Origin of the sequence: Saccharopolyspora terrae (assembly GCF_004348435.1) — a bacterium.
GTDB lineage: Bacteria > Actinomycetota > Actinomycetes > Mycobacteriales > Pseudonocardiaceae > Saccharopolyspora > Saccharopolyspora endophytica.
Genome location: NZ_SMKS01000025.1, coordinates 18,763 through 41,039, shown reverse-complemented (window position 1 = coordinate 41,039; position 22,277 = coordinate 18,763). Strand labels below are relative to the sequence as shown.

Genomic DNA, 22,277 nt, shown 5'->3' with positions numbered 1-22,277 from the left:
CGGCAGCCGCGAGCCTACCTACGACGAGCTGTAGTAGTTGAGCCGGGACAGGGCTCCAGGGGTGATGTCCGCCATGCGGCACCTGGGGGCGCGGTGAAACCGCTTCGGGCAGCCGCGTTTCAGCGCTTGCCGGGAAGCTCAGCGGAGGACCTCGTCAGAGGACCGAGATGCCGAAGCAGTACAGCAGGACCAGGCAGGCCACGACGCCCACCGCGACGACGGCCGGGGACGCGGAGACGACCGCGGTCGCCACGTAGCTCGTCCGGTGCAGGCTCCCCGGAGCCGAGTTGTTCAGCCAGTGCAGCCGCAGCTGCAGGGATTCCCGGGACATCGCCAGCGAGGCCGCGGGCACCGCGTCACCGGTCACCGCGCGCAGCGCGGCGCGCACCGAACCCGCGCCGCAGTGCCGTGCGGCCGCGGCATCGGCGGCGAGCTCCACCAGCACGCGCACCGTCGACGGTGCGGTCCGGAACAGCGGCACGAACGGCAGCGCCTTGGCGAGCGCGGTCATGAGCAGCACCAGGGCGTGGTGCCGCCCGGACAGGTGCGCGCGCTCGTGGGCGAGGACGGCTTCCCGGGTCTCGGCGTCGAGCCGCCGCACCCCGGTGGTCGCCACGATCGCCCCGCGCCGGCCGCCGATGCTGTAGGCCACGGGCATGGTCTGGTCCAGCCAGAGCACGCGGGATTCCGGGTCCTCGCGGGAGAGCAGCCGCACGGCCGTCATGTGGCGGTGCCGCTGGGCGGCTTCCCTGCGGACGAGTCCGGCGGCCGTGACCAGCACGTGCAGCACCGCGCCGGCCACCAGCGCCGCTCCGCCGAGCCGGAGCAGGTGCTCCCAGGCGCTCGCGTGCCCGTGCACGACGTTGACGCAGCTCTGCGCCATGCCGATGACGCCGTCGACGTTCGCGTTGTTCGGCACCAGCAGCAGCGCCGCGCCGGTGATGGCGGTGCCGATCGCCGCCAGCGGGGAGGCGACCCACCCGGCCAGCGCGACGCCGGGACGAACCCGGGGGTGAAGCAGCGGCCGCAGGTACAGCGGTCCGAAGACCGCGATCACGACTGCGCCCGCGAGCAGCCCGATGGCGATCGTCATGCCCCGCGCCCCTTCTCCAGGGCTCGGCGCAGCAGCTCCGACTCGCGCTCGGAGACCGAGGCGGCGAAGTGCAGCAGCACCGACTCCGCGTCGCCGGAGGAGTCGAGGACCTCGCGCAGCACGTGCGCACCCGCTTCTTCCCGAGAACGCGCGGGCCAGTAGCCGTAGGCGCGGCCGGTGCGGGCGCGGCCCACCCAGCCCTTGTCGTGCAAGCGGTCGAGGACCGTCATGATCGTGGTGTAGGCGAACTCGCGCTCAGCCGGGAGCTGCTCGAGCACGTCACGCACGCGAAGCTGCTCGTCGGCCGCCCACAGGACGTCCATGACCTTCAGCTCCAACTCACCCAGCCCGAGCATCGCACCTCCAACGCACGCCAGTTTAGGTGACGGCCGAGACCGCCTCGTGGAAGCGGATCCGGCGAGCACGTGATGTCGTCGACGCCTCGCCCTCGCACTCCGTTCGGCCTGTTCTGCTGGCGGGCAGGCACTGACGCCGGACGAGGGGGAGAGATTCTGTGCTCACGCCGAGCGAAGTCGATCACCAGGCCCTCGCGGTTCGGGCTGGTCGAGGGTGAGCGCGCTCCTGCTCGGGGCGGTCGCGATCGGGATCGCGGCGGTCGTCGGCGGCATGTCCGGCTTCGCGGCATCGCTGCTGGCCACGCCCGCGCTCCTGCTGATCGGCTACGACGTGCCCACGGTCGTCGTGGTCAACCTGACCGTGACGATCGTGACCCGCCTCCTCGTCGCGATCCGGCGGCGCGGGGAGATCCGCGGCAGGCAGGTCTGGCTGCTGATGTGCGGCAGCGCGCCCGGCGCGGTGCTGGGGGCGCTCACCGTCGGGCTCTTGCCGCCCCAGGTCTTGCGGATCACGGCGGGTGTCGTGGTGGTGCTGCTCGGGATCCAGCTGCTGCTGCCGGTGCGCGGAGTCAGGCCGATCGGTCGGGCCGAACACGTCGCCACCGGGGCTTTGAGCGGCTACCTGTCCACCACGACTTCGCTCAACGGGGCGCCGGTCGCGGCGCTTCTGGGCCGGTGCCGGTTGCCGGTCTCGGCCTTCCTCGCCACGCTCGCCTGCTACTTCGTGATCACCAACCTGCTCTCGCTGGGGATCTTGGCGCTCGTCCGGTACCCGGACCTCCCTCACCTGTGGCCGACCCTGCCGGTCTTGCTGCTGGCTGGGCTCGCGGGCAACGCGCTGGGCATGAGGATCTCGACCAAGCTCTCCACGCGCGCGTTCGCGCGGATCGTCGCGGCGCTGGTGATCGCCTCGGGGTTGGCCACCGTGTTCACCTGATCCGCCGGGTCAGTCCTTCCGCTGCGCGCGGTCGCGGAGGCGGTCGAGGAGGCCGTCCAGCGTGGTCAGGTCCTCGTCGCTGAAGTCGGCGAAGAGCTCCCGCAGGTTGCGCGCGTGCCCGACCGCCGCGCGGTCGAGGACCTCCCGGCCGCGGTCGGTGATGGCGGCGAAGGAGATGCGCCGGTCGGTGGAGCAGGGGCGGCGCTCGACGTAGCCGGCTTTGTGCATCCGGTCGATCAGGCGCGTGACGCCGCCGGTGGTGAGCGCGATCTCGTCGGCCAGCGCTCCCATGGTCAACTGCCCGTTCTCCGAGCGGGCCAGGCGGATGAGGACCTCGAACCAGGCGTGAGGCAGCCCGGCTTCGGCCTCCATGGCGGGGCCGAGGCGCTGTTCGAGCCGGCTGTAGGACTCCACCAGGCGCCCGAACGTGGTGATGAGGCGGTCGTCGATCGGCGAGGGCACGGCGCGAGCGTACCGCGCCGGTAGCTGACTCGTCAGAGGTTGACGCCGTGAACTATTGGTGATTACCGTGGCAACATCTGACTAGTCAGGGAAATGGAAGTGGGGACATGAGCGGCTTCCCGGATCCTGTGGTGCTGGAACGCGGAGACGGTGCCGGTCCGCTCGTCGTGCTGCTGCACGGGCGGGGATCGCGCGAGAGCGAGATCATCGCCCTCGCCGACTCGCTGCCCACCGGCCTGTCGTACGCGGCGGTGCGCGCGCCGATCGCGGAGGGCGACGGTTTCGCCTGGTTCGCCAACCGCGGCATCGGTCGGCCTGTCGCGGAGTCCCTGCGGGCCACCGCGGACTGGTTCCGCGCGTGGCTCGACGACGTCGCGCCCGAGCGGCCGGTGCTGCTGGTCGGTTTCAGCGGCGGTGCCGCGTTCGCCGGTGGCCTCCTGCTCGACGAACCGCAGCGCTTCGCGGGCGCGGCGATCCTCTGCGGCACGCTGCCCTTCGACGCCGGGGTGCCGACGACTCCGGCGAGGCTGGCAGGGGTGCCGGTGTTCCTCGCCCACGGCGAGCAGGACCGCGTGATCCCGCGTGAACTGCTCGACCGCACGTGGGACTACCTGACCGGTGCCTCCGGTGCACCGACCTTCGCCGTGCGCTCGCCCGGCGGGCACGGCGTCACGCCCGAAGTGCTGGCGAACCTGGGGGCCTGGCTGGAGGAACGCGCCGGATTCCTCCAGCGGTACGGCTCCGGTCCTCGGGTTCCCGAGCGGTGGGCGGAGTTCCCCGACGGGCTGCCCGAACGGCGCGGACCACGTCCCGAGATCAGCGACACCATCCCGCAGCAGCAGCTGTCCGACAACGCGCCGCCGGAGCTGCAGGAGGAGCTGTTCCGCCGGATCGCCGCGCTGCCCGGGGTCAACAGCGCGCAGTCGGCCATCTCCGTCCCGGGTGCCCGCGGGTTCGTGCTGACGCCGCCGCACGCGGGCCCGCCCGAGGCGTTCCTGGTGCCCAGCGCCGGCGAGTTCGCCCACCTGCACCCCGGATTCGACGGGTCGCTGCACGTCGCGCTGCCGGTGGGGTTGGCGGCCGACGCGATCGCGCGCGGCTGGGCGGTCGCCCACCCGCTGGCCGGAATTCGGTTGACCCCCGGAATGGTGCTGGTCCACGGCCCGCGCGACGAGACCGAACTCGACGTCGTCGCGGCCGTCGTCGGGACCGCCCGCGCGTGGGCGGCCGGTGAGGCGTCGAACCCCGCACATGCGTCCCGGACTTCTCCGGGCAAGCGAGAACTCGCACCAGTAGAAGGAGAAATCAAGTGAACAAGCCCTCGACCGCCGGTGACCTGCTGCTGCTCGTCGGCCGCGTGGTCATCGGAGCCGTGTTCATCGCCCACGGTCTGCAGAAGTTCCTCGAGTGGGGCATCGCAGGGACCGCCCAGTCGTTCGGCCAGATGGGGATTCCGGTGCCGGGCGTCTCCGCGTGGGTCGCGGCCCTGGTGGAGACCGTCGGCGGCGCGGCCTTGGTGCTGGGCGTCGGACTGCCGGTGGCCGGAGTGCTGCTGGCGCTGAACATGCTGGGCGCGCTGGTGTTCTACCACCTGCCGACCGGCTTCTTCGTCTCCGACGCCGACGGCGGCATCGAGTACGTGCTGGTGCTCGCGGCGGCCTCCTTGGTGCTGGCCTTCCGCGGCGGCGCCTACACGCTGGACAACGCCCTCACCCGCAAGAAGGACGCAACGGCGGCCTGACCTCTCCCGTCTCGGTCGAGGGCGCACGCCCTCGACCGAGACGGCCGGGCCCGAGCGGGACGTCGGGGGAGGGATTCGGCCGTCAGCGCGCCTCTTTCCGGGTTGGGCGCAGGGCGGGTGGTTCACGGCGGGGCCACATCGGACAGAGCGGCGGACGTGGGGGCACGCCGTGCGTCTCGTGCGCGTGGGTGCGTCGTGGGGCGCTTACGGTAGGCGCGTGGAACGTCGTCAGCTGGAGTACTTCCTGGCCGTGGTGGACCACGGCGGTTTCACCGCGGCCGCCGCTGCGCTGCACGTGGCGCAGCCTTCGCTGTCGCACTCGATCAAGGTGCTCGAACGGGAGTTGGGCGCGGAGCTCTTCCACAGGTTGCCCCGCAGCGTGCAGCTCACCTCGGCGGGTGCCGCGCTGATCGACTCCGCGCGCAGGGCGTTGCGCGAGCTGGAGATCGGCCGGGCGGCAGTGCGGGACGTGACCGGGCTGATGGCCGGCCGGTTGGACCTGGTCACGTTGCCCACGCTCGCCCTCGATCCGCTCGCGGAGGTGATCGGGCGGTTCCGGGCCCGTCATCCGCAGGTCCGGGTGCGGTTGAAGCAGTGGGAGTTCGGCGAGGGCGTGCACGCGGCGGTGCGCAGCGGTGAGGCGGAGCTGGGCCTCGCCGACGCGATGCCCCACCCGGCCGATGACCTGGAGAGCGCGCTGGTCGGCGAGCAGGAGCTCGTCGTCGCGCTGCCGCCGGGCAGCGCCCTGCCGCCGGAGGGGCGGATGACCGTCGAGGACCTGCTGACCAGGGACGTGGTGACCGGGTTCGAAGGCACGCTGGTGCGCGATCTCCTGCGCGCCGAGGCCGGACGTCGCGGGGTGGAGCTCAACGTCGTGGTGGAGGTCGGGCACCGCGAATCAGCGCTGCACCTCGTCGTCGCCGGTGCCGGGTGCGCGGTCCTCCCGCAGCCGCTGGCGAGTCTGGCCGAGCTCAAGGGCGCGGTGCTCTGCTCGATGGAGCCGCCGCTGAACCGTCGGATCAACGTCTTCCAGCGCCCGGGCCGGCTCTCTCCCGCCGCGCAGGAGTTCCAGCGGATGCTGCTTCACCAGGACCGATAGAAGAGCACTATCGGATGCCCTGAAAATTCGTCTTTGTGCCGTTCGGTCGGGCGAGGTCCAATCGCCGTTGTGACTGACACCACTAGACTCCTCCGCGGCAGCGTCGCCGATCTCCGGCCCAGGGTCGTCACCCTCGGCACGGCAGGAGGGCCCCGTTGGTGGCCCGGTGCGGATGCCGGTGAGCGCTCGGGCATCGCCACCGCCGTCGTCGTCGGCGACCGCGCCTACCTCGTCGATGCCGGTCACGGCGTCGGGCGGCAGCTGAACCTGGCGGGCATCCAGGTCAGCTCCCTGCGCGCCGTGTTCCTCACGCACCTGCACTCCGACCACACCGTCGACCTGGCGAGCCTGGCACTCTTCGGCATGTTCACCTTGGGCGCGGACCAGCACCCGATCCGGATCATCGGGCCCGGCGACCGCGGCGCGCTGCCGCCCGCCGCCTCCCACGCGGTGGTGCCGCCGTCCCCGGTGTTCGCCGAGCAACCCACACCCGGCATCGCGGCGATGTTCCACCACCTGATGGCCGCCCACGCCACCGATCTCAACGATCGCGTGCTCGACGCCCTGCGCCCGAGCCCGCTCGACCACTTCCTGCCCGAGGACATCCGCGTCCCGGAGGACTCCGGTTACCACCCGAACGACAACCCGACACCGGACGACGTGCGGCCCTTCGAGGTCTACGCCGACGAGCTGGTCACCGTCACCGCCACTCTCGTGCGCCACCCGCCGATCGCACCGGCCTTCGCGTTCCGCTTCGACACCGCCGCGGGTTCGGTCACGTTCTCCGGTGACACCGCTCCCTGCGACAACCTGGCCCGCCTCGCCCGCGACACCGACCTGCTGCTGCACGAGGCGATCGACTTCGACTGGGTGCTCCGCACCTACTCGGGTGGAGGCCCGACCGCGCAGGCCTCGATCGAACACCACACCAAGTCGCACACCAGCCCGCAGCAGGCGGTCGACATCGCCAACGCGGCGGGCGCCAAGGCGCTGGCCCTGCACCACCTGGTGCCCGGCACCGCGCCGCGATCGGTCTGGGAGAGCGCGGCGCAGCGGTGCCGCGGAGCCTTCTTCGTCCCCGACGACCTCGACGTGCTGCCCTTCGGGACGTCGCCCGGAGCTCACCTCGCGCGTGAAGGGGTGGTCGCACCATGAACCAGACCACCGGAGCCGTGCAGCGGGCCTCCACTTCGGACACCCTCAACACGCGGGAGATGCGGCGCATCCTGGCGTCGAGCTTCATCGGCAGCGCCATCGAGTTCTACGACTTCATCCTGTACGCGACCGCTGCCAGCCTCGTGTTCGGCGAGCTGTTCTTCGCCGGGATGCCGCCCGCCGTGGGGCTTTTCGCCTCGTTCAGCACGCTGGCAGTCGGGTACGTGGCCCGTCCGCTCGGTGGTGCGATCTTCGGCCACTTCGGCGACCGGCTCGGGCGCAAGGGCGTGCTGATCGTGTCCATGGTGCTGATGGGCGTTGCCACCAGCGCGATCGGCATGCTGCCGACCAGCACGCAGATCGGGGTCGCGGCACCGACCCTGCTGGTCGTGCTGCGGCTGGTGCAAGGCCTGGCCGTCGGTGGTGAGTGGGGCGGCGCGATGCTGGTCGCGCTCGAACACGCCCCGTCGACGCGCCGTGGCTTCGCGGCCAGCTTCGCCAACATGGGTGGCCCGGCCGGTGCCGTGCTCGCGACGCTGGTCATGTCCGCGATGTCGACGTTGCCGGACGCGCAGTTCCTCAGCTGGGGCTGGCGGGTTCCCTTCCTGCTCAGCATCGTGCTGATCGCCATCGGACTGGTGATCCGGTTGAAGGTGGCCGAGACGCCGCTGTTCCTGGAGCTGGGGGAGAAGGCCGAACGGCGCAAGATCCCGCTGATGGAGGTCATCACCCAGTACCCGCGGAACCTCGTGCTCGGCATCATCGCCGGGATGAGCTCCTACACCGTGCAGGGCTTGATGACGGTGTGGGCGGTGGCCTACGTCATCGAGCTGGGGGTGGACCGGACCGGAGTGCTCAACGTCAAGGCGGTCGGGGCGACCCTGACGATCGTGGCGATCTGGTTCGCCGCCCGCCTGTCCGACCGGTTCGGCCGCAAGCCGGTGATGTTCGCCGGCATGCTCGCCGGGGCGGTGCTGGCGTACCCGATCATCTGGCTCCTGCAGACGGGCACGCTGTGGGGCTTCGCGATCGGGCTCTTCCTGGCCAACGGCATCGTTCAAGGCGTGATCTTCGGGCCGTTCGGCGCGTTCGTCGCCGAGCTCTTCCCGACCCGGATGCGCTACACCGGCGCGTCCTTGGCCTACCAGACCGCCTCGACCCTCGGAGCCGGGTTCACCCCGGCGATCGCCTCCGGGCTGGTGCTCGCGGCAGGTGGCCAGCTGTGGCTGGTGGCGTCGGTCTGGGCCCTGTCGTTCCTGATCTCCACCGGCTGCGTGCTGATGACCCGCGAGGGTCGCGCGGTCGACCTCGCCGGGGAGACCAAGTAGTCGACGGTGCCGGACGGATTTCGAGTCCGTCCGGCACCGTCGGTCTCAGCGTCCGGTGTTGGTGAGCGCGAAGAACTCCTGCCTGGTCTGGGGGTCGTCGCGCAACGACCCCTGCAGCGCGGAGGTCACCGTGCGCGAACCGCCCGCCTGCACGCCCCGCAGGGACATGCACAGGTGCTCGGCCTCGATGACGACGCCGACGCCCTTGGGCGCCAGCTTGTCCTGCAGCCAGTCGGCGACCTGCTTGGTGAGCCGTTCCTGCACCTGCAGATCGCGGGCGAACAGCTCCACGACCCGCGCGAGCTTCGACAGTCCGAGGATGCGCTGATCGGGCAGGTACCCGACGTGCGCGATCCCGTGGAACGGCAGCATGTGGTGCTCGCACAGCGATTGCACCGGAATGCTCGTGGCGAGGACCAGCTCGTCGTAGCCCTCGTCGTTCGGGAACGTGGTCAGGTTGAACTCGCGCGGTGTCAGCAGTTCCGCGTAGCTGGCCGCCACCCGGCGCGGGGTGTCGGCCAGGTGCGGGTCGGAGGGGTCCTTGCCCATGGCGACGAGCAGGTCGGCGACCGCCCGTTCGGCCGCGTCCAGGTCGTAGCCCTGGCGTCCGTGCACCACGTGCAGCGCCGCCCTGCCCCCGCCGCGCTCGGGCAGGAGGTCCTCGGTCAGGTTCACCGCGCCTCCGGCCGGCGGCCTCATCGCGCACCGCGCCGAGGCGAGTGCGCGACGGCGAGCCTGGCCAGTGCGACCGCCGCCACCAGGAGGCCGAAGTCGCGCAGCGCGACGTCGTAGTAGGCGGGAATGGTCACCAGGTTGATGATGATCCCGGCCAGCCAGGCGGCGACGACCGGAGCGCCGAGTCGCGAGGCGGCGGCCGCTGTCGATCTCGCGCGCACGACGGCCGCGTTCCACCTCGACCGGTTGGTGGGATGAACCTGCAGCTGTGCAGCGGGCTTCTCGCCGAAGCCGGCGTCACCGGACTGGCCGCCCGCCTGGACCCGCGACCCGGCCACTGCTGCGTGCGCCTCACCCCGGACACCGATCCGCAGCCCTGACTCCGCACGGCAGACGCACCGACGGGGGATGCCCGTTCGAGGTGCAGGGACATCACCTCAGCCGGAAACGTCCGGGCCGTTTCCGTTCGCGGCGTTGGTGATCCGGCCCGCGGCTCTGGAGAGGTCATCTGCGGTGGTCCAGCGGCCGAGGGGGAGCCGCAGTGCGGCGCGGGCCCGGGCGACGGCGGCGCGGACGGTGTCGACCGTGGTGTGAGCGCGGTGGCCGTGGTCCAGGTAGATCGGAGTGCTGCGGAGTCCATCGTGGCCGGTCATGCGATTTCCTCGTCTGCGCGGCGGTTTCGGGGGTGGGTTTCGTGCATGCGGATGGCGATGCTGATCCCGGAGGCGAGGCTGAGGGCGGCTGCCGCCCAGACCGCGGCGCGGATGTCGGCGAGGTCGGCGACGACGCCGCCGAGCACGGCGCCCGCGGCGTAGCCGCTGTCACGCCAGAGCCGGTAGACGCCGACCGAGCGGGCACGCCAACCGGGATGGGCGACGTCGCCGATGGTGGCCAGCAGTGTCGGGTAAACCATCGCGGTGCCGGCGCCGAGCAGGACGGTCGCCGCGATCCACGCTGAGAAGGTATCGGCGAGCGCGATCAGGGCGAGCGCTGCGCCTTGGGTGAGCATGCCGGCGGTGATGAAGTGCTTGCGGCCCCATCGGTCGGACAACGCGCCGGTGGCGAGTTGTCCGGCTCCCCAGACGGCGGGGTAGAGGGCGACGAGGAGGCCGACGCGGCCGACGGTCAGTCCGGCGCTGGCGAACAGCAGGGGGAACAGGCCCCAGGACAGGCCGAAGTTGAGGTTGTTGACCAGGCCGGCTTGGCTCGCCGAGGACAGGGCCGGGTCGGTGATGGTGGTGCGGGTGAAGACCTGCCCGTTGGTCAGTTCGGTCCGAACGCCCGGCGCGGTTGTGGGTTGGCCTGCTTCGAGGCGGGCGTGCTCCCGGGTTTCGCGGACGGCCAGGCTCGACAGAGCGAGGGCGAGCACGACGTACGCGGCACCGAGCAGGAAGGGCACTGGTCGCAACCCGTGCTGCTCGGCGAGGTGACCGGCGAGCGCGGCCGTGATCGCGACGGCGCCGTAGCCGGCGGCTTCGTTGAAGCCCATGGCCAGGCCGCGCTGTCGGGGACCGACGAGGTCGATCTTCATGATCACGGTGGTGGACCAGGTCAGGCCCTGGTTGATGCCGAGCAGGAGGTTGGCGGCCACGATCCAGCCCCAGTCCGGTGCCCAGATCAGCATCAGTGGCACGGGGATCGCGATCAGCCATCCGGCGATGAGGACGGGTTTGCGCCCGAAGCGGTCCGACCACGTGCCCGCGAAGTAGTTGGTGACGGCCTTGCTGATCCCGAAGACGAACACGTAGGTGAACAGGAAGGTGTAGCCGGACAGGTGGAACTCCTGCTCGGCCAGCAGGGGCAGCACGGTCTGCTCCTGGCCGACCATCCCGCCGACCAGGGCGTTGACGAGCACGAGGAGGCTGAACTGGGCGAGGTTGGCGCGCAACCCCAAACGCAGATCGGTGGAGCTCATGCTCCGCCTTCCAGGGAGCCTCCGGTGGTTTCGGCCCAGTCGTCGGGGCCGCCTTCGAGGACGGCGAGGTCGCGGTGCCCGGCTAGTTCGAGCAGGCTGGCGGCTCCCATCGCGCGTTCGCCGTGCCCGCACATCACCACTGTCGGCGTTCGGGGCAGCGCGTCCGCGATGTCGGACAGCGCGCCCAGTTCGACGTGGGTGGCTCCGGGGATGTGCCCGGCGGTGAATTCCGCGTCCTGGCGCACGTCCACGACGTGCTCGCGGGTGATCTCGTCGGCGTCGACGAGGCGGGTCGTGGTGGTGGGCTGGTCGGCGGCGGTCCAGGCGGTCATGCCGCCGGTCAGTTCGCCGGAGAGGTTGGTGCAGCCGATTTTGACGGCTTGCCAAACGATCTCGGCCGGGTCTTGGTCGTCCGATCGGACGACCACCAGCGGACGCTCGGGGTCGGCCAGCCAGCCCAGCCACGATGCGAACGCCGGGCGCAGCGGAATCGACAGGGCGCCGGGGATGTGACCGGCGGCGAACTGGCGCACCGGGCGCACGTCGATGACCTGTGCGCCGTCGGCGCGCAGCGCTCGCACCTGTGCCACGTCCACACTGGACAGCGCTGGGTCGGTGGCGAGCACGGCGGGTCCGCGCCGGTTGTGCTCGGGCAGCCGCAGGAAGTAGGGCGGGAAGCTGCCCAGCGAGTCGAGCAGGGCGGTCACGAACGCGTCTTCGTCCTCGGCGCGCAGCAGGGGGTTGTGGGTCTTTTCCGCGCCGATGGTGCTGGTGCGCTGCGCTCCCGGTGGTGCCGAGCAGAACGATCCGGCTCCGTGGGTGGGCCACACCGCGAGCTCGTCGGGCAGCTCGGCCAGCCGTTGCAGCGAGGCGTACTGCCGACGCGCCAGGGCCTCGGTCTGCTCGGGTGAGACGAGGTCGGTGCGTGCCGCGGCGCCGACCAGCAAGGATCCGCCGGTGAACACCCCAGCAGGTCGGTCGCCGTCGAGCAGCAGGAACGACAGGTGTTCGTGGGTGTGCCCCGGTGTGGCCAGCGCTCGCAGGCGCAATCCGCCGAGGTCTACCTCGTCGCCCTCGCGCAGGCCGGTGTGGGCGAACTCCCGGTTCCCCGCAGCCGAGGCGAGCACGCGGGTTCCTTCGGTGGCGGCGAGTTGCCGCGCGCCGGAGACGAAGTCGGCGTGCAGATGCGTGTCGGCGGCGAAGGCCAACGTCAACCCGCGTCGGCGCGCGGCCTGCCACGTGCCTCGCAGGTCCAGGCTCACATCCACCGCCAGCGCGCGACCGTCGCCCAGATCGACCAGATAGGCGGAGTTTCCCAGTCCGTCATCGACCAGGGGGACAAGATCCACCGTGCTCATCGTGGCGTCTCCCATCCGGGGTGGAGCTTGCTCTGGTGCTAGTTATACCCTATTCCAAGGATGATTGGAGAATGATGGGTGATCGAGACGCCAAGACGGCCTTGTTCGATCAGTTCGCGCGCGTCGGCAAGGCGCTGGGCAGTGGGAAACGACTCGAACTGGTCGACCTGCTCGCCCAAGGCGAGCGCACGGTCGAATCGCTGGCGCGTGCTGCGGGGTTGGGCATGACGACGGCCTCGGCGCACTTGCAGACGCTCAAGCAGGCCAACCTGGTCGCCACGCGCCGGGAGGGCACGAAGATCTACTACCGGCTCGCCGGGACTGACGTGGCGGCCCTCTACGCGCTGGTGCGCACGGTTGCGAGCGCGCACCTGCCGGACGTCGAAGCGGCCAGCGCCGCCTACCTGGGGCCCGACGACGCCGAGCAGGTCAGCCGCGACGACCTGCTGCACCGCGCCCGGAGTGGAGAGGTCGTCGTTCTCGACGTACGCCCGCGCGAGGAGTACGAGGCCGGGCACATCCCCGGCGCGGTCTCGATCCCGGTGGAAGAGCTCGCCGACAAGCTCGATGACATCCCGGCCGATCAGGAGATCGTCGCCTACTGCCGTGGCAGCTACTGCGTTCTCGCCCACGACGCCGTGCGGTTGCTCAACGCGCGTGGGCGCAGCGCCCGGCGCCTGGCCGACGGGATGCTCGAATGGCGGCTCGCCGAACTGCCGGTGGAAAGCGCCTGAGTCCGAGAACGCGCACGCGGCCAGCAGCGCGCTTCGACCACGAACTCGTCACCGCGCTCGCTCGCGGATGGATTCCGCGCGAGGTCCACCGTTTCGAGCAAGGTCAGATCCCTCGCCGTTCGCGGCGGATCACCCAGACCACCGAGCGCTGACGCACCAACGCGCATCGCTCACCCATCCCGGCTCCGGAAAGGCATCCCGTGTCGAACGCCGCTGTTCACCCCGCTCACCGCCGCGTCGTGGGTGTGCTCGTCGCCGCCCAGGTCCTCAGCGGGGCCGGGCTCGCCGCCGGCATCACCGTCGGCGCCCTGCTGGCCCAGGACCTGCTCGGCAGCACCGGCCTGTCGGGTCTTCCCAGCGCCCTGTTCACCATCGGTTCCGCCGCCGCGGCAGTGCTCGTCGGGCGCCTCTCGCAGCGGTGGGGGCGGCGCGCCGGGTTATCGCTGGGCTACGGCGCCGGGGCCCTCGGCAGCCTCGGTGTCGTCGTGGCAGCCGCACTCGGCAACGTGGCCCTGCTGTTCTCCGCGCTGTTCGTCTACGGCGCCGGTACCGCCGCCAACCTCCAGGCCCGCTACGCCGGAGCCGATCTCGCACCCGAGCAGCACCGGGGCCGGGCCGTGAGCACCGTGCTCATGGCCACCACGCTCGGCGCCGTCGCCGGGCCCAACCTGGCCGAGATCACCGGTGATCTGGCCGACGCGCTCGACATCCCGCGGTTGGCAGGGCCGTTCCTGCTCGCCGCGGCCGCCTACGCCGCTGCGGCGCTCGTGCTCTGGGTGATGCTGCGGCCGGATCCGCTGCTGACCGCGCGCGAGCTCGCCGCGAGCGCTCCGCAGGACATCGGTGCGCGGCACCGCGTCACCGGCGTGTCCGGAGGTGGCGGTCGACTCGTGCTGGGCGCGTCGGTCATGGTCCTCACGCAGCTGGTGATGGCCGGCATCATGACGATGACCCCCATCCACATGCAGCACCACGGCCACGACGTGGGTGCTGCCGGGCTGGTGATCGCCGTGCACGTGGCCGGCATGTACCTGCCCTCGCCGATCAGCGGCCTGCTGGTCGACCGGTTCGGCCGCCTGCCCGTGGCGACCGCCGCGGCCGTGACCCTCCTGGCGGCCGGTCTGCTCGCCGCTCTTGCCCCGCCCCACTCGGTTCTGCTCCTGGCGCTCGCCCTCGGGCTGCTCGGTCTCGGCTGGAACTTCGGACTCGTCAGCGGCACGGCGATCATCACCGACACCGTTCCGCTCGCGACCCGCGCCAAGACCCAGGGGACGGTGGACGTCGCCATCGCCCTCTCCGGTGCGGGTGGCGGCTTGGCTTCCGGTCTCGTCGTGGCCGGCAGCGACTACGCCACGCTCACGATCGTGGGCGGAGTCGTCGCGCTCGCGATCATCCCGGCCGTGGCCTGGACCGCACGAACCCGCTCGCCCGAGTCCGTCGGGTGAAGCGCGATCTCCCACTCGCGGGAGACGGCGCGGACCGCCTACTGCCGTTGCCCCGCCGGTAGGACGAAGGACACCGCGAGCGCGAGCAGCGAGATCACCACCGCGACGGCCAACGCCAGCTGGTACCCGCCGGGCTGGCCGACCAGCGACGACAGCACCGCAGTCCCCAGCGACGCACCCACGTTGAACGCGGCGGAGTTCAGCCCGGGCAGCAGCCCCTGGTTGTCGGCGGGGGAGTACACCACGCCCATGGCGTTGAGCATGATGTTGGCCATCCCGGCCGCCGTCACGCCCAGCAGCACCGCGCAGCCGACGAGCACTGCCGGGGAGGAGAGCCCGAACATCATGATCACCAGCGCCACCACGCTGCCGAGCACCCCGACGCGGAAGACCCTCCGGTACCCGATGTTCTCCGCGAGCCGGCCCGCGAACGGCGCCACCAGCCATCCGACCAGGGCGTACGGCGTGAGGTAGAGCAGCGACGCGGTGCTCGCGCTCATCCCGAAACCCTCCTGCGCCAGCAGCGGCAGGACGAAGTTGATCGCCGCGAAGACCCCCGCGAGCGTCAGCGTCGTGGTGAGCAGCAATCCCCACGTACCGCGGTCGCGCATCTGCCGCACCGGCACCAGGCTGTCCGGGCGGCGTCGCTCGACCAGGACGAACACCGCGAACAGCACCGCAGCCGCACCCACCAGGAGGACGCCCCCACCGGAGATCCCCACGGTGAGCAGGCCGATCGTCGCGCACAGCAGGGCGACGCCCCGCCAGTCCATCCGCGCCCCTGCTGAAGGCCGGCTGTCGGGAAGCCACCGCCACACCAGTCCAGCGGCGATGACCCCGACGAGGAGGATCGTCGCGAGAACACCGCGGAAGCCGACGGTGTCGACGATGACACCACCTAGGAGGGCGTCGACCCCGGCGACCCCGCCGTTGACACCGGTGATGATCCCGACGTGCAGGCCGAACCGGTCGGGCGGCACGGCATCCCGCAGCACCATCAGCGACATCGGCACGAGCACGCCGCACACGCCTTGCACGCCGCGGGCGGCGTAGAGGACTTCGATGTTCGGCGCGAGCAGGCCGATGACGGTGCCCGCGTTGGTCACCGCCACGACGGCGAGGATCACCGGTCGACGACCGGCGATGTCGGACAGCCGGGGCAGGAACACCCCGAACAGCGCGGCGGACAGGAAGAAGACGGTGGCTTGGAGGCCGACCTGGTCGGCACCGGCGTCCAAGCGCTCACCGAGGTCGGTGACGGCCGGGCTGAGCATGGTCGCGTTGAGCTGGAAGAGGACCACCGCGCCGATCAGCGCGGCCATCAAGCGGCCGACCGGGGCTCGCTGCCCGCGGGAGTCGGCCAAGCGCACGTGCTCCATTGAACGCACCACTCTTCGAGATCAGGCCGGGCGCATCGTGGCGCCCGGGGCGTTGAGCACGCGCGCGGCGAAGGCGTGCCCGTTCGTGCAACAGGTTTCGACGGGAGCGCCCTCCAGGAGCGCGGTGAGGAAGCCCGCGGCGAACGCGTCCCCGGCGCCGGTGAGGTCGCGGACCTCCTCGACCGGTGCCACCGGCACGTGGTGCGGCGCGGCACCGGGAGTGAGCACGGCGGTCGGGTCGGGACCGTTCTTGACCACCACGGTGGTCTTGGGCAGCTCGGCGTCGTGCAGGCCGAGCAGCTCGGCTTCGGCCGCGTTGGCCAGCAGCAGGTCCGGTTCCAGCTCGGCGACGAGGTCCAGGAACCGGTCCACGCCGTGGTGGCGCAGCATCCCGGTCGACGAGGCGTCCAGCGACACCGAGCCGCCTTCCGATCGCACCCGGCCGACCGCGGCGATCGCGGCGTCGCGGACGGCGCCGCCCGCGAAGGAGTACGCGGGCACGTGCAGGTGCGCGAGCCCGTCGGTCCAGGACGGCTCCACGTCGTCGAGCAGCACCGAGGCGCCCCGGTCCGGCAGCATGGCCCGCTCGCCGCGCTCGTCGATGAGCACCACGATCGTGCCGGTGCGGCCGCGGCGCTGGACCCGGACGTCCACGCCGTGCGAGGACAGCTCGCCCACCAGCGCGTCCCCGGCGAAGTCGGCGCCCACCGAGCCGAGGAAGCGCGTCGGACAGCCCGCGAAAGCGGCGACGTTGGCCGCGCTCCCGCCGCGCACCCGGTGGATCTCCACGTCGGTGTCGGTGGCCTGCCGGAGCGGTTCGCGCAGCCAGACGACGACGTCCTCGACGAGGTCGCCCAGCACGCCGAGCACCTTGCGTCCCATCACGCCCCCATCGCCTTGGCGATCTCGGCGCCGAGGGAGACGTTGTTGCGGTACACGGCGATGTTGACCTCCAGGCTGCGCCCGCCGGTCGCCTTGACGATGTGGTCCAGCAGGAACGGTGTGGTGTCCTGGCCGACGATGTTCTGCTCGCGGGCCGCTTGCCACGCCTCGGCCACCACGCGATCGTGCAGCTCGGGCGGGAGCTGCTCGTCCTCGGGAACCGGGTTGGCGATCAGCAGCGCCGCCCGCAGGTCCAGCTCCCGACGGGCGCGGGCCATCGCAGCCGCCTCGCGGGGGTCGGCGACCGAGAAGTCGATCTCGTGCCCGGAATCCGCGACGTAGAAGCCGGGGTACCGGTTCGTCCGGTAGCCCACGACCGGAATGCTGAGGGACTCCAGCCGTTCCAAGGTGGCGGAGATGTCCAAGATGGACTTCGCGCCCGCGCTGACCACCAGGATCGGCACGTCGGCGAGGGTGAACAGGTCGGCGGACTCGTCGAAGCTGGTGCCGGCGCCTTCGTGGACACCGCCGAGACCACCGGTGGAGAACACCTCGATGCCGGCCTTGTGCGCGAGCAGCGCCGTGGCCGCGACGGTGGTGCCGCCGGAGAGCCCCTTGACCGCGGCGACCGGCAGGTCGCGCACGCTGACCTTGACCGCGTCGTCCTCGTTGGACAGCAGCTCGATCTGGTCGTCGCTAAGCCCGATCGTCGGCACGCCGTCGACGACGCCGATCGTCGCCGGGACCACGCCGTTGTCCCTGAGCCTGGCCTCGGCTTCCCGGGCGACTTCCAGGTTGCGCGGGCGCGGCAGCCCGTGCGTGAAGATCGTCGACTCGAGCGCGACCACCGGGCGACCGGTGGCGACCGCGTCACGAACTTCCGTTGACACCACGAACATCTGCGCGAACCTCCGACGGGATCTCTTGCTGGTGGCGAGAAATCTAGAGCCGCCGGTGCGTTGGAAACAACGAACAATTCGGACGCGACTGATAGCGTCACGCTATGGGTGTGACGTTGCGGCAGCTCGAGGTGTTCGTCGCGGTCGCCGACGAGTCGCACTTCGGGCGCGCGGCGCAGCGCTTGCACTGCTCGCAGCCGGTCGTGAGCCAGGAGATCCGGCGCCTGGAAGGTGCTGTGGGCACGACGTTGTTCGACCGCTCGACCCGGACGGTGGCGCTGACCGAGGCGGGAGAGGCGCTGCTCGACGACGCCCGCGCGCTGTGCGCCGCAGCGGGTGCATTCGTCGCCCGCGCGCGCCGGCTCACCGACATGCGGTCGCGTCGGCTGCGCATCGCGGTGACGCCGAGCGTGATGGACGAGATCCTGCCGGTCGTCCTGCGCCGCGCGGAGTCGGCGATGCCGGACGCGGAGCTGCTGGAGGTCCCGGTGGAGACCGGGGAAGTGGCCGACGCCCTGGTGAACCGCGACTGCGATGTCGGCCTCGGCCGCTTCGTGACACCGCCGCCGCACCACCGGTCCGACCTGGTGCGCACCGAACCGGTTCTGGTCGCGCTGAGCGAGAAGCACCCGCTGGCCAGGGAAGAGGCGATCGACCTGGCCGAGATGGGTGATCTGCCGCTGCTGCTCTGGCCGCGCGAGCAGAACCCCGACTACTACGACGAGCTGATGCGCCTCTGCGCCGACCGCGGCTTGAACCCGCTGGTGCTGGTCAGCCCGCCCCGCATCGTCGGCGGCCGGTCGTACCTGATCGCCGACGGGCGCGCGTTCTCGCTGATCCCGGCCTCCACGGCGGGTCGGGTCACCGACGGCGTCCGAGTCGTGCCGCTGCGACGCCCCGCGACGCTGCCGCTGTCGGTGATCTGGCTCGAGCGCGACCACCGGCCGGTGGTCGCGGAGTTCCTCGCCTTGGTCCGCCAGGTCGGGGCCGAGCTGGCGGGCGAGCAGCGGTACCCGCGCACGTGAGCGCGCGACGTCCCTGAGTCCGATCCGGTGTTGCATCGGGTGCACTCATGTTGCGCGGAGTGTCCGCTGTCGGGGTGTTTGGCTTGACTTCGGCCTGTGCGGAAATGTGCTTTTCACCTGCGGATACGTGGCTTTGGAGTGTGCTCGTCGGCCGAGGTGGGCGTTGACAGTGCGGCGCAGGGTCCCTACGTTGCAGAGATCGCAACTGTGTTGTTTCTAGCGAACCAGGTTAGGTGAAAGGGGACGGTGCGGGTTCGCACCTGCATCGCTGACTCGACCCATCGGGGAGTGGGCAAGCATGCCTTCCAGCACGTCCGATCCCGGGCGGAGAACGCCTGCGCCGTCGACGATGCGCCGCGTCGTCAGCGCCAGCTTCATCGGCAACCTCGTCGAGTGGTTCGACTACGCCGTGTACGGCTACCTCGCCACCACGATCGCGAGCGTGTTCTTTCCGGGCACCTCGCCGACCGCCGGACTGCTGGCCACCTTCAGCGTGTTCGCGCTGTCGTTCGTCATCCGTCCCGTCGGTGGCCTCTTCTGGGGGCACTTCGGCGACCGGTTCGGCAGGCGCAACGCGCTGTCGCTGTCGATCCTGATCATGTCCGCCGCCACCTGCGTGATCGCCCTGCTGCCCGATTTCGCCGCCGTGGGCATCGCCGCGCCCCTGCTGCTGCTCGCGACCAGGCTGGTGCAGGGCTTCTCCGCGGCGGGCGAGTACGCGGGCGCCTCGGCGTTCCTCTTCGAATACGCGCCCCGAGGCCGGAAGGGCGCCTACACCAGCGTCGTTCCCGCCAGCACCGCCTGCGGGCTCCTGCTCGGCTCGGTCGTGGTCACCGCGCTGACCTCGATGCTCTCGGACGAGGCGATGGCGTCCTGGGGCTGGCGCATCCCGTTCCTGCTGGCCGCACCGCTGGGACTCATCGGCCGCTACATCCGGCTCAAGCTCGAGGACACCCCCGAGTACCGGGAGCTGGAAGGCCGGCAGTCCGCCGTGCAGGCGCCGCTGCGGGACGCCTTCGCGCACAACAAGCGCAGACTCCTCGTCGCGTTCGGGGTCACCAGCCTCAACGCCGTCGGGTTCTACATGCTGCTGAGCTACATGCCGACCTACCTGTCGACCGAGCTCGGGCTGGGGAAGACGAGCTCGTTCGCGTCCACCGGCGTGACCCTCGTGGTCTACATCGGGGCCGTGCTGCTCATGGGCCGCCTCTCCGACCGGGTCGGTCGCGCGAGGATGCTGACGCTGGCCGGAGCGCTGTTCGCCGTGCTGGCGATCCCGGTCTTCCTGCTCCTCGGAACCGCCGGCGTGGTCGGTGTCGTGCTGATCCACACGGCGCTGGGCATCGTGCTCAGCACCAACGACGGCACGCTCCCGGCGTTCCTGTCCGAGCTGTTCCCGACGCACGTGCGCTACAGCGGTTTCGCGCTCAGCTTCAACACGGCCAACGCCCTGTTCGGCGGGACGGCTCCGTTCGTGGCCACCTCCTTGATCCACGCGAGTGCCGATCCGGTCGCCCCGGCTTGGTACCTCGCCGCGGCAGGGGTCGCCGCGGTGCTGGTCATGCGCGCGGCGCGCCACGTTCCACCCGGTTCCGACCCCGACGGGCCGGCGCCGGGGTCCGCACAGTGCAGCACCGATCACGAGAAGGGATCTGCTCGATGAGCATGGAACGCCTCAAGACCATCCACAACGGACAACGCGTCGCACCGACGTTCTCCGAGGCGGAGATGCGGCGGCGAGTGGACGTGCTGCGCCGGCGCATGACCGAAACGGGCGTGGACGCGGTCGTCTTCACCAGCTACCACAACATCAACTACTACAGCGACTTCCTCTACACGGCGTTCGGGCGCAACTACGCGCTGGTGGTCACGCAGGGCAGCCACGTCACCGTGTCGGCCAACATCGACGCCGGGCAGCCGTGGCGGCGGAGCTTCGGCGACAACGTCGTCTACACCGACTGGCAGCGCGACAACTTCGAGCACGCCATCGCCACGGTGCTCTCCGACGCCGGGGTCACCAAGGGGCGGCTCGGCGTCGAGGACGACGAGCTGGCGCCGGCGCTGCGCGCGCGGATCGCCCGGGTCCTGCCGGGGTTCGAGTTCACCGACGTCTCGGCGACGGCCATGGCCCAGCGGATGGTGAAGTCCCCCGAGGAGATCGCGCTGATCAAGGAGGGCGCGCGCATCGCCGACCTCGGCGGGGCCGCCGTGACCGCCGCGGTCGCCGAAGGCGTGCCGGAGTACGAGGTGGCGCTGGCGGGTACCCAGGCGATGGTGCGCGAGATCGCGCGCTCCTTCCCCGACGCCGAGCTGCGGGACACCTGGGTGTGGTTCCAGTCCGGGGTCAACACCGACGGCGCCCACAACTGGCCGACCTCCCGGAAGGTCCGGCGCGGCGACCTGCTGAGCCTGAACTGCTTCCCGATGATCGCCGGGTACTACACGGCCCTGGAACGCACCCTGGTCTACGGCGAGGCCAGCGCGGCCCAGCTGCGGTACTGGGAGGTCAACACCGCGGTGCACGAACGCGGCCTGGAGCTCATCCGCCCCGGAGCGGTCTGCGGTGACATCGCCGCGGAGCTGAACAAGGTCTACGACGAGCAGGAGCTGTTGCAGCACCGCACCTTCGGGTACGGCCACTCCTTCGGCGTGCTGTCGCACTACTACGGCCGCGAAGCGGGCCTGGAGCTGCGCGAGGACATCGAGACCGTCCTCGAACCCGGGATGGTCGTGTCCATGGAACCGATGATCACCATCCCGGAGGGGCAGGAAGGAGCGGGCGGGTACCGCGAGCATGACATCCTCGTGGTGACCGAGAACGGCGCGGAGAACATCACCCGCTTCCCCTACGGACCCGAGCACAACGTCCTCCCCGCCTGACGGCGGATCGCAGGCCACGCCGGTCTCCGGGTTCGGGGGCCGGCGTCGTCGCGGTCCCGAGCGGTGTGCGGCGGTGCAGGAGGGCACGACGATGAGCGACAACGACGAACTCGACCGGCAGGAGGCCAGGAGCGCCAACTCGGTGCTGCACAACGGCATCCGCGTCCTGGGCTCGTTCTCGGTGGACGAGCCCGCGCTCGGCGTCACCGAGATCGCCCGCCGGGTGGACCTGCACAAGAGCACCGTGTCCCGGCTGCTCAACCAGCTCGAGCAGCTCGACCTGGTCCTGCGCGACCCGGAGAGCGGGCGCTTCCGGCTGGGTCTCGGTCTGATCGGCATCGCCGGTCCGCTGCTGGCCAACCTCGACGTCCGCCGCGTGGCCTACCCGTCGCTGGAGCGGCTCACCGAACGCACCGGGGAGACCAGCGCTCTCGTCGTGTGGAGCGGCCACGAGTCCGTCTCCGTCGAGCAGGTCCCGAGCCCGAAGCTGGTCAAGCACACCACCCCGATCGGGACCCGCTACACCACCGCGGCGAGCTCGTCGGTGCAGGTGTTCCTGGCCGAGCTGCCGGAAGGGCGCGCCCGAGAACTGCTGGAGCGGGGACTGGTGCGCTCGGAGCGCAGGGACGACGCCGAGCTGAGCGCCTACCTCGAACGACTCGCCGCGGTGCGCGCTTCGGGCGTGGCGATCAACGCCGGTGAGACCCACGTCGAGGAGGTCGGCATCAGCGCGCCGGTGCGCGACCACCGCGGGCACCTCGTCGCCGCCCTGCTGCTGTCGGCGCCCAGCTTCCGCGTGTCGGAGCAGCTGCGCGGCCAACTGGCCGGAGTGGTCCGCGAGACCGCCGCGGAGATCTCGACCCGATTGGGCGCACCGGGGTGCGACGGCGACGCGCCGCCGCACCCCTGAGCGG

The 22,277-nt window shown here is 71.1% G+C and carries 24 protein-coding genes; 13 read left to right on the top strand and 11 right to left on the bottom strand.

What is annotated here, in order from left to right; all coding sequences use genetic code 11:
- Positions 1-154: 154 nt before the first annotated feature.
- Positions 155-1,093 carry a M56 family metallopeptidase gene (locus E1181_RS15865; protein WP_132675534.1) on the bottom strand — a complete coding sequence of 313 codons (939 nt, stop codon included), beginning with the start codon at positions 1,091-1,093 and terminating at the stop codon, positions 155-157.
- The gene (locus tag E1181_RS15860) at positions 1,090-1,449 is read right to left on the bottom strand and encodes a BlaI/MecI/CopY family transcriptional regulator (protein WP_132675532.1); all 360 of its coding nucleotides are present in this window, start codon (positions 1,447-1,449) and stop codon (positions 1,090-1,092) included. Before E1181_RS15860 ends, E1181_RS15865 begins: the two co-directional genes overlap by 4 nt.
- A gap of 214 nt (positions 1,450-1,663) precedes the next feature.
- Between E1181_RS15860 and E1181_RS15855 the strand changes: the two genes are divergently transcribed.
- Positions 1,664-2,386 (top strand): sulfite exporter TauE/SafE family protein, encoded by a 723-nt coding sequence (locus tag E1181_RS15855; protein WP_132675530.1) that lies wholly within the window; start codon positions 1,664-1,666, stop codon positions 2,384-2,386.
- A gap of 9 nt (positions 2,387-2,395) precedes the next feature.
- Here the strand turns inward: E1181_RS15855 and E1181_RS15850 are convergent, their stop codons facing one another.
- Positions 2,396-2,848, bottom strand: a complete 453-nt coding sequence (locus tag E1181_RS15850; RefSeq protein WP_132675528.1) for a MarR family winged helix-turn-helix transcriptional regulator — start codon at positions 2,846-2,848, stop codon at positions 2,396-2,398.
- Between the two features lie 107 nt (positions 2,849-2,955).
- Between E1181_RS15850 and E1181_RS15845 the strand changes: the two genes are divergently transcribed.
- From E1181_RS15845 to E1181_RS15825, 5 genes are all read left to right on the top strand, one after another.
- On the top strand, positions 2,956-4,161 hold the full coding sequence (locus tag E1181_RS15845; RefSeq protein WP_132675526.1) for a luciferase domain-containing protein: 1,206 nt from the start codon (positions 2,956-2,958) through the stop codon (positions 4,159-4,161).
- Positions 4,158-4,589: a DoxX family protein gene (locus E1181_RS15840; protein ID WP_132675524.1), complete on the top strand. Its 432-nt coding sequence runs from the start codon at positions 4,158-4,160 to the stop codon at positions 4,587-4,589. Before E1181_RS15845 ends, E1181_RS15840 begins: the two co-directional genes overlap by 4 nt.
- A 217-nt stretch (positions 4,590-4,806) precedes the next feature.
- Positions 4,807-5,688 carry a LysR family transcriptional regulator gene (locus E1181_RS15835; protein WP_132675522.1) on the top strand — a complete coding sequence of 294 codons (882 nt, stop codon included), beginning with the start codon at positions 4,807-4,809 and terminating at the stop codon, positions 5,686-5,688.
- A gap of 69 nt (positions 5,689-5,757) precedes the next feature.
- A complete protein-coding gene (locus tag E1181_RS15830; RefSeq protein WP_132675520.1) occupies positions 5,758-6,843 on the top strand; it encodes an MBL fold metallo-hydrolase in 1,086 nt (361 codons plus the stop codon).
- The gene (locus E1181_RS15825) at positions 6,840-8,171 is read left to right on the top strand and encodes an MFS transporter (protein ID WP_132675518.1); all 1,332 of its coding nucleotides are present in this window, start codon (positions 6,840-6,842) and stop codon (positions 8,169-8,171) included. The genes E1181_RS15830 and E1181_RS15825 overlap by 4 nt, the downstream gene beginning before the upstream one ends.
- 45 nt (positions 8,172-8,216) lie before the next feature.
- On the opposite strand, the gene folE is transcribed toward E1181_RS15825, so the two are convergent.
- Together folE and E1181_RS15815 are read right to left on the bottom strand one after the other, a co-directional pair.
- Complete coding sequence (gene folE, locus E1181_RS15820; protein WP_235876804.1) at positions 8,217-8,825, bottom strand: GTP cyclohydrolase I FolE; 609 nt, start codon at positions 8,823-8,825, stop codon at positions 8,217-8,219.
- Positions 8,826-8,866: 41 nt separating this feature from the next.
- Positions 8,867-9,067 carry a hypothetical protein gene (locus tag E1181_RS15815; RefSeq protein WP_207922165.1) on the bottom strand — a complete coding sequence of 67 codons (201 nt, stop codon included), beginning with the start codon at positions 9,065-9,067 and terminating at the stop codon, positions 8,867-8,869.
- A 33-nt stretch (positions 9,068-9,100) separates the two neighbouring features.
- On the opposite strand from E1181_RS15815, the gene E1181_RS32585 reads away from it, so the two are divergent.
- Positions 9,101-9,226, top strand: a complete 126-nt coding sequence (locus E1181_RS32585) for a hypothetical protein (protein WP_268952470.1) — start codon at positions 9,101-9,103, stop codon at positions 9,224-9,226.
- Between the two features lie 57 nt (positions 9,227-9,283).
- On the opposite strand, the gene E1181_RS15810 is transcribed toward E1181_RS32585, so the two are convergent.
- From E1181_RS15810 to E1181_RS15800, 3 genes are read right to left on the bottom strand one after another with little or no spacing between them, the layout of a single operon-like run.
- On the bottom strand, positions 9,284-9,499 hold the full coding sequence (locus E1181_RS15810; protein ID WP_132675514.1) for a hypothetical protein: 216 nt from the start codon (positions 9,497-9,499) through the stop codon (positions 9,284-9,286).
- A complete protein-coding gene (locus E1181_RS15805; RefSeq protein ID WP_132675512.1) occupies positions 9,496-10,761 on the bottom strand; it encodes an MFS transporter in 1,266 nt (421 codons plus the stop codon). Before E1181_RS15805 ends, E1181_RS15810 begins: the two co-directional genes overlap by 4 nt.
- On the bottom strand, positions 10,758-12,119 hold the full coding sequence (locus tag E1181_RS15800) for an MBL fold metallo-hydrolase (RefSeq protein ID WP_132675510.1): 1,362 nt from the start codon (positions 12,117-12,119) through the stop codon (positions 10,758-10,760). Before E1181_RS15800 ends, E1181_RS15805 begins: the two co-directional genes overlap by 4 nt.
- A 74-nt stretch (positions 12,120-12,193) precedes the next feature.
- Here E1181_RS15800 and E1181_RS15795 point away from each other — a divergent pair, with 74 nt between their 5' ends.
- Entirely contained in the window at positions 12,194-12,853 is a 660-nt protein-coding gene (locus tag E1181_RS15795) for an ArsR/SmtB family transcription factor (protein WP_132675608.1), read from the top strand.
- Between the two features lie 245 nt (positions 12,854-13,098).
- The gene (locus E1181_RS15790) at positions 13,099-14,298 is read left to right on the top strand and encodes an MFS transporter (protein WP_132675606.1); all 1,200 of its coding nucleotides are present in this window, start codon (positions 13,099-13,101) and stop codon (positions 14,296-14,298) included.
- Between the two features lie 38 nt (positions 14,299-14,336).
- Here the strand turns inward: E1181_RS15790 and E1181_RS15785 are convergent, their stop codons facing one another.
- The 3 genes from E1181_RS15785 to E1181_RS15775 are packed head-to-tail and all read right to left on the bottom strand — an operon-like array spanning position 14,337 to position 17,458.
- Positions 14,337-15,677, bottom strand: coding sequence for an MFS transporter (locus E1181_RS15785; RefSeq protein WP_132675508.1), 1,341 nt, complete (start codon positions 15,675-15,677; stop codon positions 14,337-14,339).
- 21 nt (positions 15,678-15,698) lie between these two features.
- Positions 15,699-16,559, bottom strand: coding sequence for a carbohydrate kinase family protein (locus E1181_RS15780; protein WP_235876800.1), 861 nt, complete (start codon positions 16,557-16,559; stop codon positions 15,699-15,701).
- The gene (locus E1181_RS15775; protein WP_132675506.1) at positions 16,559-17,458 is read right to left on the bottom strand and encodes a pseudouridine-5'-phosphate glycosidase; all 900 of its coding nucleotides are present in this window, start codon (positions 17,456-17,458) and stop codon (positions 16,559-16,561) included. The genes E1181_RS15780 and E1181_RS15775 overlap by 1 nt, the downstream gene beginning before the upstream one ends.
- A 104-nt stretch (positions 17,459-17,562) precedes the next feature.
- Here E1181_RS15775 and E1181_RS15770 point away from each other — a divergent pair, with 104 nt between their 5' ends.
- From E1181_RS15770 to E1181_RS15755, 4 genes are all read left to right on the top strand, one after another.
- Positions 17,563-18,483: a LysR family transcriptional regulator gene (locus E1181_RS15770; protein WP_132675504.1), complete on the top strand. Its 921-nt coding sequence runs from the start codon at positions 17,563-17,565 to the stop codon at positions 18,481-18,483.
- Between the two features lie 298 nt (positions 18,484-18,781).
- Entirely contained in the window at positions 18,782-20,146 is a 1,365-nt protein-coding gene (locus E1181_RS15765) for an MFS transporter (RefSeq protein ID WP_132675502.1), read from the top strand.
- On the top strand, positions 20,143-21,363 hold the full coding sequence (locus E1181_RS15760; RefSeq protein ID WP_132675500.1) for an aminopeptidase P family protein: 1,221 nt from the start codon (positions 20,143-20,145) through the stop codon (positions 21,361-21,363). The genes E1181_RS15765 and E1181_RS15760 overlap by 4 nt, the downstream gene beginning before the upstream one ends.
- A 91-nt stretch (positions 21,364-21,454) precedes the next feature.
- Positions 21,455-22,273: an IclR family transcriptional regulator gene (locus E1181_RS15755; protein WP_132675498.1), complete on the top strand. Its 819-nt coding sequence runs from the start codon at positions 21,455-21,457 to the stop codon at positions 22,271-22,273.
- The last annotated feature ends 4 nt before the right edge of the window (positions 22,274-22,277 follow it).

Excerpts from the sequence above, each read along its gene's own strand:
- E1181_RS15865 (WP_132675534.1), bottom strand. The coding sequence starts at position 1,093 with ATGACGATCGCCATCGGGCTGCTCGCGGGCGCAGTCGTGATCGCGGTC.
- E1181_RS15860 (WP_132675532.1), bottom strand. The coding sequence starts at position 1,449 with ATGCTCGGGCTGGGTGAGTTGGAGCTGAAGGTCATGGACGTCCTGTGG.
- E1181_RS15845 (WP_132675526.1), top strand. The coding sequence starts at position 2,956 with ATGAGCGGCTTCCCGGATCCTGTGGTGCTGGAACGCGGAGACGGTGCC.
- E1181_RS15825 (WP_132675518.1), top strand. The coding sequence starts at position 6,840 with ATGAACCAGACCACCGGAGCCGTGCAGCGGGCCTCCACTTCGGACACC.
- E1181_RS32585 (WP_268952470.1), top strand. The coding sequence starts at position 9,101 with ATGAACCTGCAGCTGTGCAGCGGGCTTCTCGCCGAAGCCGGCGTCACC.
- E1181_RS15810 (WP_132675514.1), bottom strand. The coding sequence starts at position 9,499 with ATGACCGGCCACGATGGACTCCGCAGCACTCCGATCTACCTGGACCAC.
- E1181_RS15805 (WP_132675512.1), bottom strand. The coding sequence starts at position 10,761 with ATGAGCTCCACCGATCTGCGTTTGGGGTTGCGCGCCAACCTCGCCCAG.
- E1181_RS15800 (WP_132675510.1), bottom strand. The coding sequence starts at position 12,119 with ATGAGCACGGTGGATCTTGTCCCCCTGGTCGATGACGGACTGGGAAAC.
- E1181_RS15795 (WP_132675608.1), top strand. The coding sequence starts at position 12,194 with ATGGGTGATCGAGACGCCAAGACGGCCTTGTTCGATCAGTTCGCGCGC.
- E1181_RS15785 (WP_132675508.1), bottom strand. The coding sequence starts at position 15,677 with ATGGAGCACGTGCGCTTGGCCGACTCCCGCGGGCAGCGAGCCCCGGTC.
- E1181_RS15780 (WP_235876800.1), bottom strand. The coding sequence starts at position 16,559 with ATGGGACGCAAGGTGCTCGGCGTGCTGGGCGACCTCGTCGAGGACGTC.
- E1181_RS15775 (WP_132675506.1), bottom strand. The coding sequence starts at position 17,458 with ATGTTCGTGGTGTCAACGGAAGTTCGTGACGCGGTCGCCACCGGTCGC.
- E1181_RS15770 (WP_132675504.1), top strand. The coding sequence starts at position 17,563 with ATGGGTGTGACGTTGCGGCAGCTCGAGGTGTTCGTCGCGGTCGCCGAC.
- E1181_RS15765 (WP_132675502.1), top strand. The coding sequence starts at position 18,782 with ATGCCTTCCAGCACGTCCGATCCCGGGCGGAGAACGCCTGCGCCGTCG.
- E1181_RS15760 (WP_132675500.1), top strand. The coding sequence starts at position 20,143 with ATGAGCATGGAACGCCTCAAGACCATCCACAACGGACAACGCGTCGCA.
- E1181_RS15755 (WP_132675498.1), top strand. The coding sequence starts at position 21,455 with ATGAGCGACAACGACGAACTCGACCGGCAGGAGGCCAGGAGCGCCAAC.